The sequence below is a fragment of the Streptomyces sp. NBC_01591 genome (assembly GCF_035918155.1).
Lineage (GTDB): Bacteria > Actinomycetota > Actinomycetes > Streptomycetales > Streptomycetaceae > Streptomyces.
The window spans coordinates 2,777,080-2,793,015 of the sequence record NZ_CP109327.1; the positions used below are offsets into that span (position 1 = coordinate 2,777,080).

Annotated in this window: 19 protein-coding genes; 9 read left to right on the forward strand and 10 right to left on the reverse strand. The window is 71.3% G+C overall.

The features are described from left to right. Nucleotides 1-41 precede the first annotated feature (41 nt). The 3 genes from OG978_RS12955 to OG978_RS12965 all read right to left on the reverse strand — a co-directional run bounded on the left by OG978_RS12955 (nt 42) and on the right by OG978_RS12965 (nt 1,729). Nucleotides 42-476, reverse strand: a complete 435-nt coding sequence (locus OG978_RS12955) for a VOC family protein (protein WP_326765373.1) — start codon at nt 474-476, stop codon at nt 42-44. Nucleotides 477-641: 165 nt separating this feature from the next. Beyond that, entirely contained in the window at nt 642-851 is a 210-nt protein-coding gene (locus OG978_RS12960; protein WP_326765374.1) for a DUF397 domain-containing protein, read from the reverse strand. Nucleotides 852-856: 5 nt separating this feature from the next. Then, nucleotides 857-1,729 carry a helix-turn-helix domain-containing protein gene (locus OG978_RS12965; RefSeq protein ID WP_326770012.1) on the reverse strand — a complete coding sequence of 291 codons (873 nt, stop codon included), beginning with the start codon at nt 1,727-1,729 and terminating at the stop codon, nt 857-859. A gap of 272 nt (nt 1,730-2,001) precedes the next feature. Here OG978_RS12965 and OG978_RS12970 point away from each other — a divergent pair, with 272 nt between their 5' ends. The 6 genes from OG978_RS12970 (at nt 2,002) to OG978_RS12995 (ending at nt 6,576) form a co-directional block, all read left to right on the forward strand. Beyond that, on the forward strand, nt 2,002-2,448 hold the full coding sequence (locus OG978_RS12970) for a hypothetical protein (protein ID WP_326765375.1): 447 nt from the start codon (nt 2,002-2,004) through the stop codon (nt 2,446-2,448). Then, entirely contained in the window at nt 2,445-2,687 is a 243-nt protein-coding gene (locus tag OG978_RS12975; protein WP_326765376.1) for a hypothetical protein, read from the forward strand. The genes OG978_RS12970 and OG978_RS12975 overlap by 4 nt, the downstream gene beginning before the upstream one ends. Nucleotides 2,688-2,795: 108 nt before the next feature. After that, a complete protein-coding gene (locus tag OG978_RS12980) occupies nt 2,796-3,458 on the forward strand; it encodes a class I SAM-dependent methyltransferase (RefSeq protein WP_442817678.1) in 663 nt (220 codons plus the stop codon). A gap of 35 nt (nt 3,459-3,493) precedes the next feature. Then, a complete protein-coding gene (locus OG978_RS12985) occupies nt 3,494-4,426 on the forward strand; it encodes an N-acetylmuramoyl-L-alanine amidase (RefSeq protein WP_326765377.1) in 933 nt (310 codons plus the stop codon). Nucleotides 4,427-4,618: 192 nt separating this feature from the next. After that, nucleotides 4,619-5,449 carry a DUF5336 domain-containing protein gene (locus tag OG978_RS12990; RefSeq protein WP_326765378.1) on the forward strand — a complete coding sequence of 277 codons (831 nt, stop codon included), beginning with the start codon at nt 4,619-4,621 and terminating at the stop codon, nt 5,447-5,449. Nucleotides 5,450-5,568: 119 nt separating this feature from the next. Continuing rightward, complete coding sequence (locus OG978_RS12995; RefSeq protein ID WP_326765379.1) at nt 5,569-6,576, forward strand: LLM class F420-dependent oxidoreductase; 1,008 nt, start codon at nt 5,569-5,571, stop codon at nt 6,574-6,576. On the opposite strand, the gene OG978_RS13000 is transcribed toward OG978_RS12995, so the two are convergent. The 7 genes from OG978_RS13000 to OG978_RS13030 all read right to left on the reverse strand — a co-directional run bounded on the left by OG978_RS13000 (nt 6,569) and on the right by OG978_RS13030 (nt 13,154). Next, on the reverse strand, nt 6,569-7,159 hold the full coding sequence (locus OG978_RS13000; protein WP_326765380.1) for a VOC family protein: 591 nt from the start codon (nt 7,157-7,159) through the stop codon (nt 6,569-6,571). The genes OG978_RS12995 and OG978_RS13000 overlap by 8 nt on opposite strands. 4 nt (nt 7,160-7,163) lie before the next feature. Continuing rightward, on the reverse strand, nt 7,164-8,240 hold the full coding sequence (locus tag OG978_RS13005; protein ID WP_326765381.1) for a PHP domain-containing protein: 1,077 nt from the start codon (nt 8,238-8,240) through the stop codon (nt 7,164-7,166). 126 nt (nt 8,241-8,366) lie between these two features. Beyond that, complete coding sequence (locus OG978_RS13010) at nt 8,367-9,143, reverse strand: maleylpyruvate isomerase family mycothiol-dependent enzyme (RefSeq protein ID WP_326765382.1); 777 nt, start codon at nt 9,141-9,143, stop codon at nt 8,367-8,369. A 41-nt stretch (nt 9,144-9,184) separates the two neighbouring features. Next, nucleotides 9,185-9,745 carry a hypothetical protein gene (locus tag OG978_RS13015; RefSeq protein ID WP_326765383.1) on the reverse strand — a complete coding sequence of 187 codons (561 nt, stop codon included), beginning with the start codon at nt 9,743-9,745 and terminating at the stop codon, nt 9,185-9,187. 180 nt (nt 9,746-9,925) lie between these two features. Further along, the gene (locus OG978_RS13020; RefSeq protein ID WP_326765384.1) at nt 9,926-10,999 is read right to left on the reverse strand and encodes a prenyltransferase/squalene oxidase repeat-containing protein; all 1,074 of its coding nucleotides are present in this window, start codon (nt 10,997-10,999) and stop codon (nt 9,926-9,928) included. After that, complete coding sequence (locus OG978_RS13025; RefSeq protein ID WP_326765385.1) at nt 10,996-11,760, reverse strand: class I SAM-dependent methyltransferase; 765 nt, start codon at nt 11,758-11,760, stop codon at nt 10,996-10,998. Before OG978_RS13025 ends, OG978_RS13020 begins: the two co-directional genes overlap by 4 nt. A gap of 62 nt (nt 11,761-11,822) precedes the next feature. Next, the gene (locus tag OG978_RS13030; protein ID WP_326765386.1) at nt 11,823-13,154 is read right to left on the reverse strand and encodes a glycosyltransferase family 4 protein; all 1,332 of its coding nucleotides are present in this window, start codon (nt 13,152-13,154) and stop codon (nt 11,823-11,825) included. Between the two features lie 231 nt (nt 13,155-13,385). Between OG978_RS13030 and OG978_RS13035 the strand changes: the two genes are divergently transcribed. From OG978_RS13035 to OG978_RS13045, 3 genes are all read left to right on the forward strand, one after another. Then, complete coding sequence (locus OG978_RS13035) at nt 13,386-13,997, forward strand: TetR family transcriptional regulator (RefSeq protein WP_326765387.1); 612 nt, start codon at nt 13,386-13,388, stop codon at nt 13,995-13,997. A 131-nt stretch (nt 13,998-14,128) separates the two neighbouring features. Further along, nucleotides 14,129-14,479, forward strand: a complete 351-nt coding sequence (locus OG978_RS13040) for a DUF4190 domain-containing protein (protein WP_326765388.1) — start codon at nt 14,129-14,131, stop codon at nt 14,477-14,479. A gap of 210 nt (nt 14,480-14,689) precedes the next feature. Beyond that, nucleotides 14,690-15,934 carry a substrate-binding domain-containing protein gene (locus OG978_RS13045; protein ID WP_326765389.1) on the forward strand — a complete coding sequence of 415 codons (1,245 nt, stop codon included), beginning with the start codon at nt 14,690-14,692 and terminating at the stop codon, nt 15,932-15,934. The last annotated feature ends 2 nt before the right edge of the window (nt 15,935-15,936 follow it).

Genomic DNA, 15,936 nt, shown 5'->3' on the forward strand with positions numbered 1-15,936 from the left:
GGGCGTACGGCCTTGCGGCCGGGCCCGGCGCCACCGGCCCGTCACGCAGCGGCCGCGCCGACGCAGAACTCGTTGCCCTCCGGGTCCGCCATCACCACGTGGTGCCCGTCGAACTTCTCCAGGACGGTCCCGCCGGCCCGCACCAGGCGTTCGGACTCGGCCTCGATCCGTGCCCATCGCTCGTCGGGACCGCCGTGCCCCGGCACCCGGACGTCGATGTGGAGACGGTTCTTCGCCGTCTTGGGCTCGGGGACCTTGAGGATGCACAGGCGGGGGCCGACGCCGTCGGGATCGCGGAGCCACGCTCCGTCGTCCACGGAGTCGTCCTCCGGCAGGTCGAAGGACGCGAACCACTCCGCGCGTGTTCTGAAAGGGGCCGGCGGCGGCTCGTCGACGTAGCCGAGGGCCGTCTTCCAGAAAACGGCGAGGAGTTGTGCGTCCGCACAGTCAAGCGTCAGGTCGATCACGGCTGCCATGGGGCGACCGTACTGCGCACCTCTGACAGTCGGGTCATGGCCGTACGAAGAGACCTGAAGCCGGCGCCTCAGTCGTCGAGCAGGTCGCCGACCCGCTGCATGTGGGCACCCTGATCGTCGCGGAGGCCCCTGCCGCACGTGGCAGGGGCCTCCGTTCAGGAAACATCAGGCAACGGTGTCGCCGGACTTGACCTCATCGACGAACGCCGACCAGGCAACGGCAGGAAAGACACAAGCGCCCTGTCCTGGGTCCTTGGAGTCGCGAACGGCCATCCGGTGCCCGTCGAGCCGGGCGCCCTCGACGCATTGACCGCCCTGGTCGTTGCTGTAACTGGACCTGAACCAGCGGGCACCGGCGGGCTCGTGAGTGGTCATGTGAATCAATGCTCCTTGATCGCTTCTCTGATCATGCCGAAAGATTCCTCTGGCCCCACGGCAAGAATCTGGAGGTCGTTGAACGCCTCTTCGTACAGGGCCACATCAGCGCGCCTCCGCGTGACCGACGCCCCGCCGAGATTCTCCAGGTAGGCGATGGACTGCGCATCGTCGAACCGGAGCAACGTGAAGGCGCCATTCATTCCAGGGTGTGCGCCCGCCTTGAAGGGGATGATCTGCACCCGCACCGAGGGCAGCTCGGCCACCTCCGCCAGATGCTCTATCTGCGCACGCATGACGGCCGGACCACCGACCCGGCGGTGGAGAACCGCCTCGTTGATGACTGCCGCAAACCTGAGCGGCGCCAGCTCGCGGCGGAGCGCCTCCTGTCGCGTCATCCGGACCGCGACGAGTCGATCGATCTCGTCGGCGGAAAGTCTCTCGTGTGCGCGCCGGTGGATGGTGCGCACGTAGTCATCGGTCTGGAGAAGACCGGGGACGAACTCGCCCTCGTAGTTGTGCAGAGCCGCAGCCGTGGCCTCCAGCCCCAAGTACGCCTTGAACGTGGGCGCGATGGCCGGCCTGTGCTCGGGCGACTGCCACCAGTCCTTCTTGGTCTTGGTGACAGCGGCGTACCCGAGCAGCAGGGCACGCTTCTCAGGAGCCGCCCCGTAGATCTCGCAGAGCGCCATCACGTCTGCGGTCTCCACCACCGCGTTCTCGCCTGTCTCCAGCCGCGTCAGCTTCGACGGGCTACAGATCAAGGTGCGGACGACCTGGGTCGAAGTGAGCCCGGCTGCCTGCCGGAGCTGTCGGAGTTCGCGACCTAACTGAAGACGGCAGAGTGCGGGCGTCGCCGACTCCACATCCGTGATCATCTTCATGCCTCCCAGGGCCTGTTACCCAGTGTGACTGAGAATGTCCCGCTGCCGCAAGGCACATTCTGCGTCGCAGCAGAAGGTTCCATCCGCAGGCATGAGCGCACTGCCGTGACGCAGATCCTCGCGCGGAAACCCGCTCGCAGAAAACCGCTGCGACAGTTCCACGCTACCGCCCGCGCTGACACGATTACCCAAGGTTGCCAAAACGGTGTGCAGTCCAACACCGAGACACAGCCCTTCCGCCTGCACCCCAGGGCCAGGAGTCCCCCATGACAGACCCCACGCCGACCCGGCCATCGGAACCGGCCGCGAAAGCCGACATCCCCCGCACCGCCGACCTCCCCCTGGACGTCGAAGCCGCGGCACAAGCCGCCGACGACGCCCTGCGGCTCCGGCTCGGCACCACCACCCGCCGAGAGATCGACACGTGGACGGCCGAACTGCGAGGACGTATCAGCCTCTTCGCCGAAGAGGTGCTCGACCTCCCGCAGACCACCGCAACACGTACCGCCCGCTGGGACGTTGACCACCTGCTCGCCTCCGCGCCGAAGGACGACGTCCTCGTCTTCAGCTCCTACCAGCACCTCTGCGACCTCGCCCGGATGCTGCGCCGGCTGGTCGCCGAGCACCAAGCGCGGACGGAAACAGCCCTCGTCGGCTCCGCACCGGAGCACCTGACCATGTCGGCGACGAGCGGGAACGGGAACGGGACATGACCGAGATCCCTCCACCCGTGCCCGAGCCGGGCAAGACCTCCCGCACGGACGCGCGACGGTGGGAGTACACGACGTTCGCTCCCTCGGGGGAAACCTGTCCCGCGTGCCTGAAGCCGATCGAGCCCCTTGAGCGCTGCCGGCGCGGTGAGATCGAGCGCACGCCCGGAAGCCCGGTCACGTTCTACCGGCACGTCGACTGCGAGAACCCGCAGGGGCTCAGAAGACGGCCCCGCCGATGACAGGCTGACCCGCCGCGCCCCCGCCGACACCTTCGGCGGGGGCGTACGGCACGATGGGGCGCCGTCGAAACGCGCACCCCCGACCACCGTCCCCACCAGGAGGAACCCGTGCCCGCCGAGTCCGCCGTCGAGCCGTCGCCCGAGATTCTCGCCGCCTTCCAGGCCGCCAAGGGCTTCATGCCGGTGGGCGAAGGACTCGCGCTGTACGCGGCCGCCGCCGAGGCCGCCGCGCTGGGGCTGCCGATCCTGGAGGTCGGCACTTACTGCGGGCGGTCCACGATCCTGCTCGCCGACGTGGCGCGGGCGGCCGGCGTGACGGCCCTCACCGTCGACCACCACCGGGGCAGCGAGGAGCAGCAGCCGGGCTGGGAGTACCACGACCCGACCGTGGTGGACCCGGAGGTCGGCCGGATGGACACGCTGCCGACCTTCCGCAGGACCCTGCACGCGGCGGGCCTGGAGGACCACGTCGTGGCGCTGGTCGGACGGTCGCCGCAGGTCGCGGCGGTCTGGGGCGGGCAGCTCGGCTTCGTCTTCATCGACGGCGGTCACACCGACGAGCACGCGAACGGTGACTACGAGGGCTGGGCGCCGCATGTCGCCGAGGGCGGGCTGCTGGTGATCCACGATGTGTTCCCGGACCCCGCGCACGGCGGCCAGGCCCCGTACCGCGTCTGTCTGCGGGCGTTGGAGTCCGGTGCGTTCACCGAGGTCTCGGTGACGGATTCGCTGCGGGTGCTGCGGCGGACGGGGGCGGGGACGGAGATCTGAGGCGGGCCGTCCGGGTGCCCGGATAGCATCGCGTGGTGCCGTACGACGAGAGTGTTCCCCCCACCCGGCGCCGCCGGTCCCTGCTCGCCGCCACCGTGTTCGTCGCCGTGTGCCTGACCGCCGCGGGCTGCGGCGCCGGCGACGACAGTGCCGGCGCACCGGCCCGGCCCGGCCCGAGCGGCAGTGCCGCCGCCACGTCACCGTCGCCTTCGAAGAGCGCTCCGGCGCCGAAGAAGCCGTCCGCCTCCCCCACCCCGTCCGCCTCCCGCTCCAAGCCCGCGGGCGGCAACTCCGGCCCACTGTCCGGGAAGACCGTCGTCATCGACCCCGGGCACAACCCGAACAACCACCTGCACACCCGCGAGATCAACCGCCAGGTGGACATCGGCACCACGCACAAGGAGTGCGACACCACCGGGACCTCGACCAATGCCGGATACGCCGAGGCCCGGTTCACCCTCGATGTGTCGCACCGGCTGCGCACGCTCCTCCAGGCACAGGGCGCGAAGGTCGTGCTGACGTACGACAACGACCGCCCGTTCGGGCCGTGCGTGGACGAGCGGGCCCGGATCGGCAACGAGGCGCGGGCCGACGCGGTGGTTTCGGTGCACGCGGACGGCTCCGCGGTCGGCAACCGCGGTTTCCATGTGATCCTCCCCGGGCCGGTACGGGGCGGGGCGGCGGACACCTCGAAGATCGTCGAGCCGTCGCGCGACCTCGGCACCCGGATCGCGGGGCTTTTCGTCCGCGCTACCGGAAGTGCGCCTTCCAATTACGTCGGTGGCAATACCGGATTGGACATCCGCAAGGACCTGGGCGGACTGAATTTGTCGACCGTGCCCAAAGTGTTCATCGAATGCGGCAATATGCGTGATCCGAAGGACGCCGCCCTGCTCACCAGCGCGGGCTGGCGCCAGAAGGCGGCGCAGGGCATTGCCGATGGCATCAGCAGCTTCCTCAACGGGTAGCAAGAGGTAGTTCTGAGGCGAAATTGGGGGGATGTGCGTCCGCTGTCCGGGCAGGGACACAACCCGCCCGGGCAGACGATAGATTCATCCGTACTATGGGGGCCGCCCCCCGAGCTTCTTGCCGTGCCCGCCGTACCCGTGCAGGCGGCAGCGACGACCGCCCCGACGAGACGACCGACTAAGGACCTTCACGTGAATATCCGCTCCCTCACTCGAGGCGACGGCGTGGTGATCGGAGCAGCGGTCGTGCTGTTCATCGCCTCTTTCCTCGACCTCTTCGGCTTCGACTGCCCCGCGGGCATCAACTGCTCCAACTACGACGCCCCGAACGCCTGGGACGCGCTCGGTGTTCTGATGAGCATCTTCCTCGCCGGAATCATCGGTGCGGCGCTGGTCGTTGTCGGCCGCGCCATGCCGGCCCGCAAGGTCGTCGGTTTCGACCTCGGTCAATTCGGAGCCGCCTTCTGCGTCTTCGCACTGTGGGCGGCCTTCTGGACGACCATCGACGCCAACGACACGGGCGCCGGAATGATCCTCGGCCTGCTCGCCTCGATCGTGCTCGCGGGCGGCGCGGTCGCCACCCCGCTGGTCCCCGCACTCAAGGCCCCGCTGGTGAGCGCCCCGCGTCCGCAGGCCGTGCAGCCGCCGTACGGCGGTCAGCCGCAGCCCGGCCAGGGATACGGCTACCCGGGCGCCCAGCAGCCGTCGTACGGCGGCCAGCCGGGTCAGCAGCAGCCGTACGGTGCACAGCCGCAGCCCGGTCAGCCGGAGCCGCAGCCCCAGGCGCAGACCCAGCAGGCTCCCGCCGCAGGTGCGCCGGCCGGTGACTTCACGCCGTTCTGGTTCGCGGTGCCGGTGGCCCGCCCGCTGTACGGGGAGGACGGTTCGCCGTCGCCGATCGCCGAACTGGCGCCCGGCACCTGGTACCTCGCGGTGGAGCAGCGCGGTCCAAGCCTGGTCGCCCAGACCCAGGACGGCCGTCGCGGTGTGCTCCAGGACACCACGGGCATCCAGCGCGGCTGAGCCCACATCGGCAGTACGACAGCGGCCCTCCGCCCCTTCCGGGCGGGGGGCCGCTGCCGTACCCTCCGTCCGTACTCATTCATCTGACGCCATGTCAGAACTACTGGGAGGCGGCGGAGATGCGGCTCGGACTCGCGCTCGGATACTGGGGCCGCGGCCCGAATCCCGCCCATCTGGAGCTGGCCGGGGAGGCCGAGGCGCTGGGGTACGCGTCGGTGTGGACGGCGGAGGCCTGGGGGTCGGACGCGTTCACCCCGCTGACCTGGATCGCCGCGCACACCTCCCGGATCCGGCTGGGCACCGGCATCGCGCAGATGGCGGCGCGCACCCCGACCGCGACCGCCATGCACGCCCTCACCCTCGACCATCTCTCCGGCGGCCGGATGATGCTCGGCCTCGGGCTCTCCGGGCCGCAGGTGGTGGAGGGCTGGTACGGGCGGCCGTTCCCGCGGAGCCCGCTGACCGCGACCCGGGAGTACGTCGACGTCATCCGCCAAGTGCTCCGCCGCGAGGCGCCTGTCGAGCTGGACGGCCGGTTCCACTCCCACCCGTACAACGGTCCGGACGCCACCGGTCTGGGCAAGCCGCTGAAGCCGATCACCCATCCGCTGCGGTCGCGGCTGCCCGTGCTGCTCGGGGCGGAGGGGCCGAAGAACATCGCGCAGACGACACGGATCGCCGACGGCTGGCTGCCGCTGTACTGGTCGCCGATGCGCACCGATGTGTACGAGGCCTCGCTCACCGGCCTCCCCGGCGGATTCATGATCGCGCCGATGGCCCGTGCGCGGGTCTGTGACGATGTCGCCGAGGGGCTGCTGCCGGTGAAGGCGATGCTCGGCTTCTACATCGGGGGGATGGGCCACGCGGCCCGTAACTTCCACGCCGATCTGATGGCGCGGATGGGTTTCGAGGAGGAGGCGCGGCGGATCCAGCGGCTGTTCCTCGAAGGGCGCAAGGAGGAGGCGGTGCTGGCGGTGCCGGACGCGTTCGCGGACGAGATCTCGCTCGTCGGTCCGCGCGAACGCATCGCGGAGCGGCTGGAGTTGTGGCGCAAGGGACCGGTCACCGATCTGCTGGTGACGGCACCGGACCCGCACACCCTGCGGGTGCTCGCGGAGCTCAACTAGGGCCTGGCCGGGTCCCTGGCCGGGCCGGGTCGGTCGGCCAGGTATCGGTGCCGCCCTGCGCGGGGCGGGCGCTCCGTCGTGGCGTGGTGCGCTGCCAGGGCTGGGGGTCGGGGTAGGTCAGGAGTTGCAGGGTGCTGCCCCATGGGGTGCGCAGATACGCGAACCGGTTGTGCTCCCCCGCCTCCGGGCCCGGCAACGGCTGCGGCTCGGCGAGCAGCGAGGCGCCCGCGGCCACGCAGTCCCGTACGGCCGCGTCCAGGTCGTCGGCGTACAGCGCCACATGCTGCCAGCCGAAGTCGCAGGGCAGCGCCGGGGGTTCACGGCGGGGGCCCTCGAACTCGCACAGCTCGATGCCCGGACCGCCGCCGGGGAGCGCCAGCATCCTGATCGCCAGCTGCTGGGTGCCCGCCGGAACGCCGAGCCGCCGCTCGACGTCCCGTCCGCCGTTCGGCCCGTCCTGGCGGCGCAGGGCGTCGTAGAGCACCTCGGCGCCGAAGGCCCTCACGAGGAAGAAGGTCGCGGTCTCCAGATCGGGGACCGTGACCCCGATGTGGTCGATGCCTCGCACGCTTGTCGCCGTCATGGCTTCACCGCTCCTGTCCCGGGGCTGCGCCGACGGCCCCGTCCACCCCGAAGCGGGCCCGCTCCGGGGTCGTGCCCTCGCGCGACCAGGCCAGGAGATCCTCGGCCGGCCACGTGGTGACGACGCGTTCCGCCGGGACCCGGCACTCCTCGGCGCGGGCGCAGCCGTTGATCTGCCAGTCCAGCTGTCCGGGCGCGTGGGCGTCGGTGTCGATGGCGAAGAGGGTGCCCGCCGCGACGGCGCGGCTCAGCAGCCGGCGGGGCGGGTCGAGCCGTTCCGGCCGGCTGTTGATCTCCACCGCGGTACCGGCCTCCGCGCACGCGGCGAAGACCTCGTCCGCGTCGAACCGGGACTCCGGACGATTCCGGTCCGCGAGCAGCCGCCCCGTGCAGTGCCCGAGGATGTTCGCCCGGGGATGGCGGACGGCCGCGATCAGGCGTCTGGTCATCGGGGCCGGGTCCATCCGCAGCTCGGAATGGGCGGAGACCACCACGACGTCCAGCTGTTCCAGCAGCTCCTCCTCCTGGTCGAGGGAGCCGTCGGGGAGGATGTCGCACTCGATGCCGGTGAGCAGCCGGAACGGCGCCCACCGGGCGTTGAGCTCGGCGACCTCCGCCAGCTGCCGGCGCAGCCGGTCCGGGGAGAGCCCGTTCGCGACGGTCAGCCGGGGCGAGTGGTCGGTGAGGGCCGCCCATTCGTGGCCGAGCTCCGCCGCGGTGCGGCCCATCTCCTCGATCGGGCTGCCGCCGTCCGACCAGTCGGAGTGCAGATGGCAGTCGCCGCGCTGGAGCGCGAGGAGCTCCTCGCCGCCCTCGGCGGGCCGGGCCGCGGCCTCCTCCTCCAGCCGTTCCAGATAGCCGGGCACCTCCCCGGCCAGCGCCTCCCGGATCACCTGCGCGGTCTTCGGCCCGATGCCCTGGACCGACTCCAGCGAACCGGCCGCCGCCCGCCGCCCGGCCTCACCGTCCGCCATCGCGGCCACCGCGTCGGCGGCAGCACGGAAGGCCCGCACGCGGTAGGTGTCGGCCCTGCCGCGTTCCAGCAGGAAGGCGATCCGTTTCAGGGCGCGGACTGGCTCCATCGGCACCTCCACGGGGCCGCCGGACACTACGTACTGTCCCATCCAGCTTCGCTCAGCCCGGGCCGGCCCGCACAACGGGCACGGAGGCCGCGGCGGGCCGCGGCCGGGCGCCACCGGGTGGGCGCATCAGCCGAACGCGGCGCGCTCCAGCCAGAAGTCCAGCAGCTCCGCGTCACCGAGCACCTCGACCCGGTCGCTGTCCGCCGCCAGGCGCCGGTTGAAGACCAGCATGACGTCGGTGAGCGGGCCGCGCAGTGCGACGGTGGCCTTCTCGTGGGCGCGTCGCCAGGCGAAGCCGTCCTCGCCGAACTCGATCAGCCATTCGGCGCCGGGCACGTCCGTGGCGTGCAGATGGATGGAGCGCCCGGCCCCGGTCAGCCCGGCGGCCTCCTTGTCGCCCGCGGCCCGCACGAAGGCGACGATCTCCAGCCACTCCTCGATCGTGTCGGCGGCCAGCTCCGGCGCCACCTCGTACCCGGTCCGCGCGGTGAGCGCCGCGTCGGCGTGGTGGACGATCGTCTCGTGCGCCATCCGGCGCGCCCAGAAGCCCGTGCTCCGCTCCCAGGCCCAGGACCACACCTTCTCGTCCGGGCCCTCGGCCCGCAGCGCCTCGACGGTCCGGGCCGCGCCCTCCGCCAGCCAGGCGTCGAGCACGGCGGGGTCGTCGCTCCCGGGAGTGAACTCCGGTACCCGCTCGTCCGGGACCTCCTCGGTGGCCCGGGTGCGTACGATCTCGCCGACCCAGCGATGGGCTCCGCCGATGTGGACGGCGAGCTCGCGCAGGGTCCAGTCGGGGCAGGTCGGGACGGTCGCGCCGAGGTCGGCGCCGCGGATCGTGTTCCTCAACGCGTCGGTGCGGGCGATGATTTCGTCACAGTAGAGGTCATGCGGAAGTCGGCTCATGCCGCGCACCCTAGTTCGATCACATGTCGAACCCAACCGAGTCACCCGCCGAGTTGCGAGGCGCTGGGCACCTTGTCCTTCACCTCGGCGCCCGCGCTGCTGCCCGCGGCCTTGATGTTGTTGATCACGCTCTCGAAGGCGCCGATGTCGCCCGCGCCCGCCTCGCCCTTGCGGAGCTTGTCGCCGAGCCCCTTGAGCGATTCGATGCCCGCCGTCAGCGGCGCGACCGCCTTGGACAGCAGCGGATCCCCCTTGGCGTTGACCACCGCCGCCTTCAGCCGGTTGTAGGCGAAGCCGCCCGCGAGCCCGGCCTTGACCAGAGCGAACGTCCGCCCGTCGGCGCCCTTCTTGAACTTGCCCGCCCGGTACGGCTTCACGATCCACTGGTACGTCGCACCGGCCGCGAGCCCCGCGTTGGCGACGAACCGCGTCTTGGCGAACTTCTGCGCCTCGGCCGATGACGTACCGCTCGGGGACACGGAGCTGCTCGCGCTGTCGCCGTCGCCGCACGCGGTGGCGCCCACGACCAGGGCGCAGGACAGCAGCAACGAGACGAGCAGACGGCGGAGCGGTACGGAGCCGGTCGCGGCGGAACTGGGCACAGCGGGCCTCCCTGGCCGGGCGCATCAGGGCGATCTCTACGGTGAGTGACGACTTCGGCCACTCTCGGTAAGGTTCGCCCGGCCCGGAACGGTGTGCCACCCGGGAAACGCCGTCCGGGTCTCCCCCGCCCCCCGGTCAGTCCTGGTGCCCCTCCCGGCAGGCTTTGCCCCGTCACGGCACTAGCTACAGCAGTCCGGCTCCAGTCCGCGCGGCAGGTGTTCGCCGCCGAAGACCGCCGTGGTCGCCTCGTCGCCGCCGAGCGCGGCCACGGCGAGCAGCAGCGATCCGGCCGTCCAGGTGGTGAGCTCCTGGGGCCAGAAGGCCCGGTCGCCCTCGAAGACGTACCCCGTCCAGTACATGCCGCCCTCGGCGCGCAGATGCTGGATGGACTGGAGGATCTCCAGCGCCCGGTCGGACTCGCCCATCACCCAGAGCGCCAGGGCGAGTTCGCAGCTCTCGCCGCCGGTCACCCACGGGTTGGGCAGCACGCAGCGCACCCCGAGGCCGGGGACCACGAAGCGGTCCCAGCTCTCCTCCATCCGCTCCTTGGCGGCCGCTCCGGTCAGCGCGCCACCGAGGACCGGGTAGTACCAGTCCATCGAGTAGCGGCTCTTGTCCAGGAAGCGTTCCGGGTGGTTGCGGATCGCATGGCTCAGCGCACCCGTCGCCAACTCCCAGTCGGGCTGCGGCTCTTCGCGCCGTTCGGCGATGGCGAGCGCGCAGCGCAGCGCCTGGTGGATGGAGGAGCAGCCGGTCAGCAGCGCGTCGTCGACGGGGGTTCCGTCGGCTTCGCGCTTCCAGCCGATCTGACCGCCGGGCTGCTGGAGCCGCAGGACGAATTCGACGGCGGCGAAGACGGTCGGCCACATCCGGTCGACGAAGGCGTCGTCGCCGGTGGCGAGGTAGTGGTGCCAGACGCCGACGGCCACGTACGCGCAGAAGTTGGTCTCCAGCGAGCGGTCGGTCGGCCGGTCCGGGTCCCCGTCGTGGTACGCGGCGTACCAGGAGCCGTCCTCGTTCTGATGCCGGGCCAGCCAGTCGTACGCGCGCTCCGCGGCGGCGTGCTCGCCCGCCGCGTCGAGGGCCATGGCGGCCTCGGTGTGGTCCCAGGGGTCGAGGTGGTGGCCGCGGAACCAGGGCAGGGCGCCGTCCTCGCGCTGCACGGCGAGGAGTGCGGCGACGGTCTCGGCGGCCTGCTCGGCGGTGAGGACTCCGGGCAGTACGAGGTGCTCGGTCTGCTCGGGAACGGTCACGCCTCGGCCTCGGTGAGGTCCTCGGCGGCGGCCACGGGCAGGTGCGGCTTGGTCGCGTACGCCACGAAGCTCTTGCCGACGACCGGGTTGAGCAGCTGCTCGGCGACCCGGGTCGCCATCGGCTTCTTCATGATGTCCCAGACCAGCAGCTTGTGGTACGCGCGGACCGGCAGCGCTGCGTCCTTGCCGTCGCGGCCCACTCCGAATGCGCACTTGAGCCACCAGTACGGCGAGTGCAGGGCGTGGGCGTGGTGGGTGCCGTACGGCTTGAGGCCGGCGCCGCGGATCTTGCCGAGCAGTTCGTCGGCCTTGTAGATGCGGATGTGGCCGCCCTCGACCTCGTGGTAGGCGTCGGAGAGCGTCCAGCAGACCTTCTCGGGGCCGTACCGCGGCACGGTGATCGCGATCCGGCCGCCGGGCCTGAGGACCCGGACCATCTCGGCGAGGACGCCCTTGTCGTCGGGGATGTGCTCCATGACCTCGGAGATGATCACGACGTCGAAGGACTCGTCGGGGAACGGCAGGTTGAGCGCGTCGCCCTCCATCGCGGTGGCCGTGGCGCCCTCCGGGGCCTCACCGGCCTCCTTCATCGCGGCGAACCACTTCGCGACCTCGCGGATCTCCTCGCCGTTCTGGTCGAGGGCCACGACCTGGGCGCCGCGCCGGTAGCACTCGAAGGCGTGGCGTCCGGCGCCGCAGCCCAGGTCGAGCACTCGGTCACCTGCGGCGAGCGGGAAGCGGGTGAAGTCCACGGTCAGCACGAATGCCTGCTTTCGCGGTCGAGGGGGTCAGGGGGCGGGTACGACGGCAAAGGGCGGCGGTGTCAACGACGGCCGCCGGGGCGCGTGGCGCCGGACCGGGCGGCGATCGCCTCGCGGTAGAGCGCGGCGGTGCCGATGGCGGCCTGCTTCCAGGTGAAGCGGGAGAGCACCCGGTCACGGCCCGCGGCACCGAGCCGGGCCCGCAGCTCCGGGTCGGCGAGCAGCCGGGCGAGCGCGTCGGCCAGTGCCCCGGCGTCGGCGGGCGGGACGGCCAGGCAGGTCTCGCCGTCCGGGCCCGCGACCTCGGGGATCGCGCCACCGGTGGTGGCGACCAGGGGGGTGCCGGTGGCCATGGCCTCGGCGGCGGGCAGCGAGAAGCCTTCGTACAGCGAGGGGACGCAGGCGATCTGGGCGCCGCGCACCAGGTCGACGAGTTCGGCGTCGCTGATGCCCTTGACGAACTCGACGGCGTCCTGGAGTCCGTGCCGCTCGATGGCCTGGGCGACCGGTCCGTCCTCGGCCCGCTTGCCGACGACCACGAGGTGCGCCTTCGGGTTCCCGGTACGGAGCTTGGCGAGCGCCTCGACGAGGTGGACGAGGCCCTTCAGCGGAACGTCGGCGCTGGAGGTGGTGACGATCCTGCCGGGCACCTCGGCGACCGAGGGGTCGGGCGACCAGAGATCGGTGTCCGCGCCGATGTGCACGACGTGGATGCGGTCCTGGCGCACCCCGAGGTGGTCGACTATCTCCTGCTTGGAGGAGCCGGAGACGGTGAGCACCGACGGCAGCCGGCGCGCGACCCGCTTCTGCATGCGGGTGAAGCCGTACCAGCGGCGTACGGAGGCGCGCCGGCGGCGGCTCTCGGCGGCGTCCAGGTCCAGCTGCCGGTCGACGGTGATGGGGTGGTGGATCGTGGTGACGAGCGGGGCGCCGAGGTCCGCGAGCAGCCCGTAGCCGAGGGTCTGGTTGTCGTGGATGACGTCGAACTCGCCGCGGCGGGCGGCGAGATGGCGTCGGGCGCGCAGGCTGAAGGTGAGCGGTTCCGGGAAGCCGCCGGTCCACATGGTGGCGACCTCGGCGGCGTCGATCCAGTCCCGGTACTCGCCGCGCTTGGGGGTGCGGAACGGGTCGGGCTGGCGGTAGAGGTCCAGGCTCGGCAGCTCGGTGAGCGGGACGCCCTCGTCGAGCACCGGATAGGGCTGGGCGCCGATCACCTCGACGCTGTGGCCGAGGCGGGCGAGCTCGCGGGCGAGGTGGCGTACGTAGACACCCTGGCCGCCGCAGAAGGGGTTGCCCTTGTAGGTGAGGAGTGCGATGCGCAACGGACGTTCGTCGGCGGTGCCGGACGTGTCGCTGCCCGTGCGGGGGCCCGACTCTATGGCCTCAGCGGTCACACTCGGCCCCCTTCTCACTGCGTGTTCGCCGGAGCGTAACCGCTCACGCTAATCTAGAACAAGTTTCAGACTGGATCGTTCAATGAGCTACGAATCTACCGGCAGGTAGCGTCGGTGCAACGTGCCGGATCAGGTGATTCGCGCCACCACCGGGCACGCTGGCATGCTGTGCGCCCCCGGGAGACCGAGCGCCTCCCTCCGGTCGCGGACAGAAGCCATGGATGGGGACACATGACAGCGGAAGCCAAGCCGGCATCGCCGCCCCTGACCGAACGGCAGGAGGCCCGCCGCCGCCGCATCCTGCACGCCAGCGCCCAGCTCGCCGGCCGGGGCGGCTTCGAGGCGGTGCAGATGCGTGAGGTCGCGGAGGAGGCCGGGGTCGCCCTGGGCACGCTGTACCGCTACTTCCCGTCCAAGATCCATCTGCTGGTCGCCACCATGCAGGACCAGCTCCAGCACATGCACGCGACCCTGCACAAACGCCCCCCGGCCGGCCAGGACCCGGCGCAGCGGGTCGCCGACACCCTGATGCGGGCCTTCCGCGCACTCCAGCGCGAGCCGCATCTGGCGGACGCGATGGTGCGGGCGCTGACCTTCGCGGACCGCAGCGTCAGCCCGGAGGTGGACACCGTCTCGCGGATCACGACGGCGATCATCCTGGACGCGATGGGCCTGGAGCATCCGACGCCGGAACAGCTGTCCGCGGTCCGGGTCATCGAACACACCTGGCACTCGGCGCTGATCACCTGGCTGTCGGGGCGGGCGTCGATCGCCCAGGTGAAGATAGACATCGATACCGTGTGCCGGCTGATCGACGTGACGAAACCCACGGAAGCCCCATAGCACACAGGGCCCCGTTTCGCGGCGTTTTCATCACACTCCCCTCACCGTTCTGACCGAAAGGGCCACAAGCCGCTCCTTACCATGGTCATGACCAGATCATGGTCATGACCAGCACCGACGGAGAGGAAGACATGGCTGACCAGTCAGGCATTGCAGGCGGAGCGACGGGGACGCAGGCCCCGGGCGGACCGGGATACGGCGCCCAGCCCCCGGCCGGCTACGGGTACCCCGGCGGTGCCACGCTGCCCAGCGGCAAGGCGACTGCCTCGATGGTGCTCGGCATCCTCGGCCTGGTGCTCATCCCGATCATCCTGCCGATCATCGCGCTGTGCCTCGGCATCTCGGCCAGGCGCATGGCGGACCGGGGCGAGGGCGGCGGCCGCGGCCAGGCGGTCGCCGGCATCGTGATGGGCAGCGTCGGCATCGCCTTCGCCCTGCTCGGCGTGACCGTGGCCACGATCCAGGGCATCAGCGCGATGTGACGGGCCACCGCCCGCGACGCGCACACCGAGTACCGGGCCGCGCCGGAGGAACCGTACGATCCGGTTCCCCGGCGCGGCCCGCGGTTTCGGCGCATGTGCGGCCCCCACATGCGCACCGCGTCAGGTGGGGGGCCCTGCACCATGTCGACGGCGGCAGGGTGTTCATACGGTTCGGCGACATCACATGAACACGCCGAGGAGCCGGTCACCATGCGTCGCAGAGCCATAGGCACCGTCCGTCACCGCAGATCCCTCTCCACCGTCGTCGCGCTGACCTCCGCCGGTCTCGTGCTGGCCGGCTGCACCGCCGCCGGAAAGGCGGGCGAGAGCGGCTCTTCCGGCGGGGGCGCGAAGGACGGGACCGTCAAGGTGGGCCTGGTGTACTCCCGGACCGGGCTCCTCGCGGACTACGGGAAGCAGTACCGCGACGGGTTCATGGCGGGCCTGGACCACGCCACGAAGGGCACCGGGAAGGTCGCCGGGCACCGCATCGAGGTCACCGAGCAGGACGACGCGGGCGATCCGGGCAAGGCGGTCTCCGCGGCCAAGAACCTGATCGGCAAGGGCTACAAGGTGCTGGCCGGCACCACCGATTCCGGCGTGGCCCTCCAGATGGCACCGCTCGCCGCCCAGAACAAGGTGCTGTACATCAGCGGCCCGGCCGCCACCGACGCCGTGACCGGCATCAACGACTACACCTTCCGTTCGGGCCGGCAGTCCTACCAGGACATCCTCACCGCCGGGACGATGCTCGGCGAGGCCAAGGGCAAGAAGGTCACGGTGCTGGCCCAGGACTCCACGTTCGGCCAGGCCAATGTCACCGCCGTGAAGGCCGTCCTCGGCTCCAAGGGCGCAAAGGTCGGCTCCGTACTGGCTCCGCCCAGCGCCACGGACCTGACCCCGTTCGCCCGGCAGGTGAAGGCGGGCGGGCCCGATCTGGTCTTCGTCGCCTGGGCCGGTTCGACCGCACCGGCGCTGTGGACCGCGCTGGACCAGCAAGGCGTGCTGGAGGCGGGCAAGGTCGTCACGGGCCTCGCCGGAACGGCCTCGTACCCGGTCTTCGGCGACGCCGGTTCCAAGGTGTCGTTCCTGGCGCACTACTTCCCCGGCGCGGGCGGCGGCAACACCGTGGAGAAGTCCATGCTCGACTCGGTCACCAAGGCAGGCGGTACCCCGGACCTGTTCACCCCCGACGGCTTCACCGCCGCGCAGATGGTGGTGCGCGCGATCGAGAAGGGCGGCGCCACCGACACCACCGCCATGGTGAAGGCCCTGGAGGGCTGGAGCTTCGACGGGGTGAAGGGCAAGGAGCAGGTCCGGGCCGAGGACCACGCCCTGGTGCAGCCGATGTTCGTCGCGAAGCTCAAGGGGAAGGGCGCCAGTGCCCGGCCGGAGCTGGTGAGCACCGCGCCGATGGACGAGGTGGCGCCGCCCGCGAAGCCCTCGGCGGGCTGACC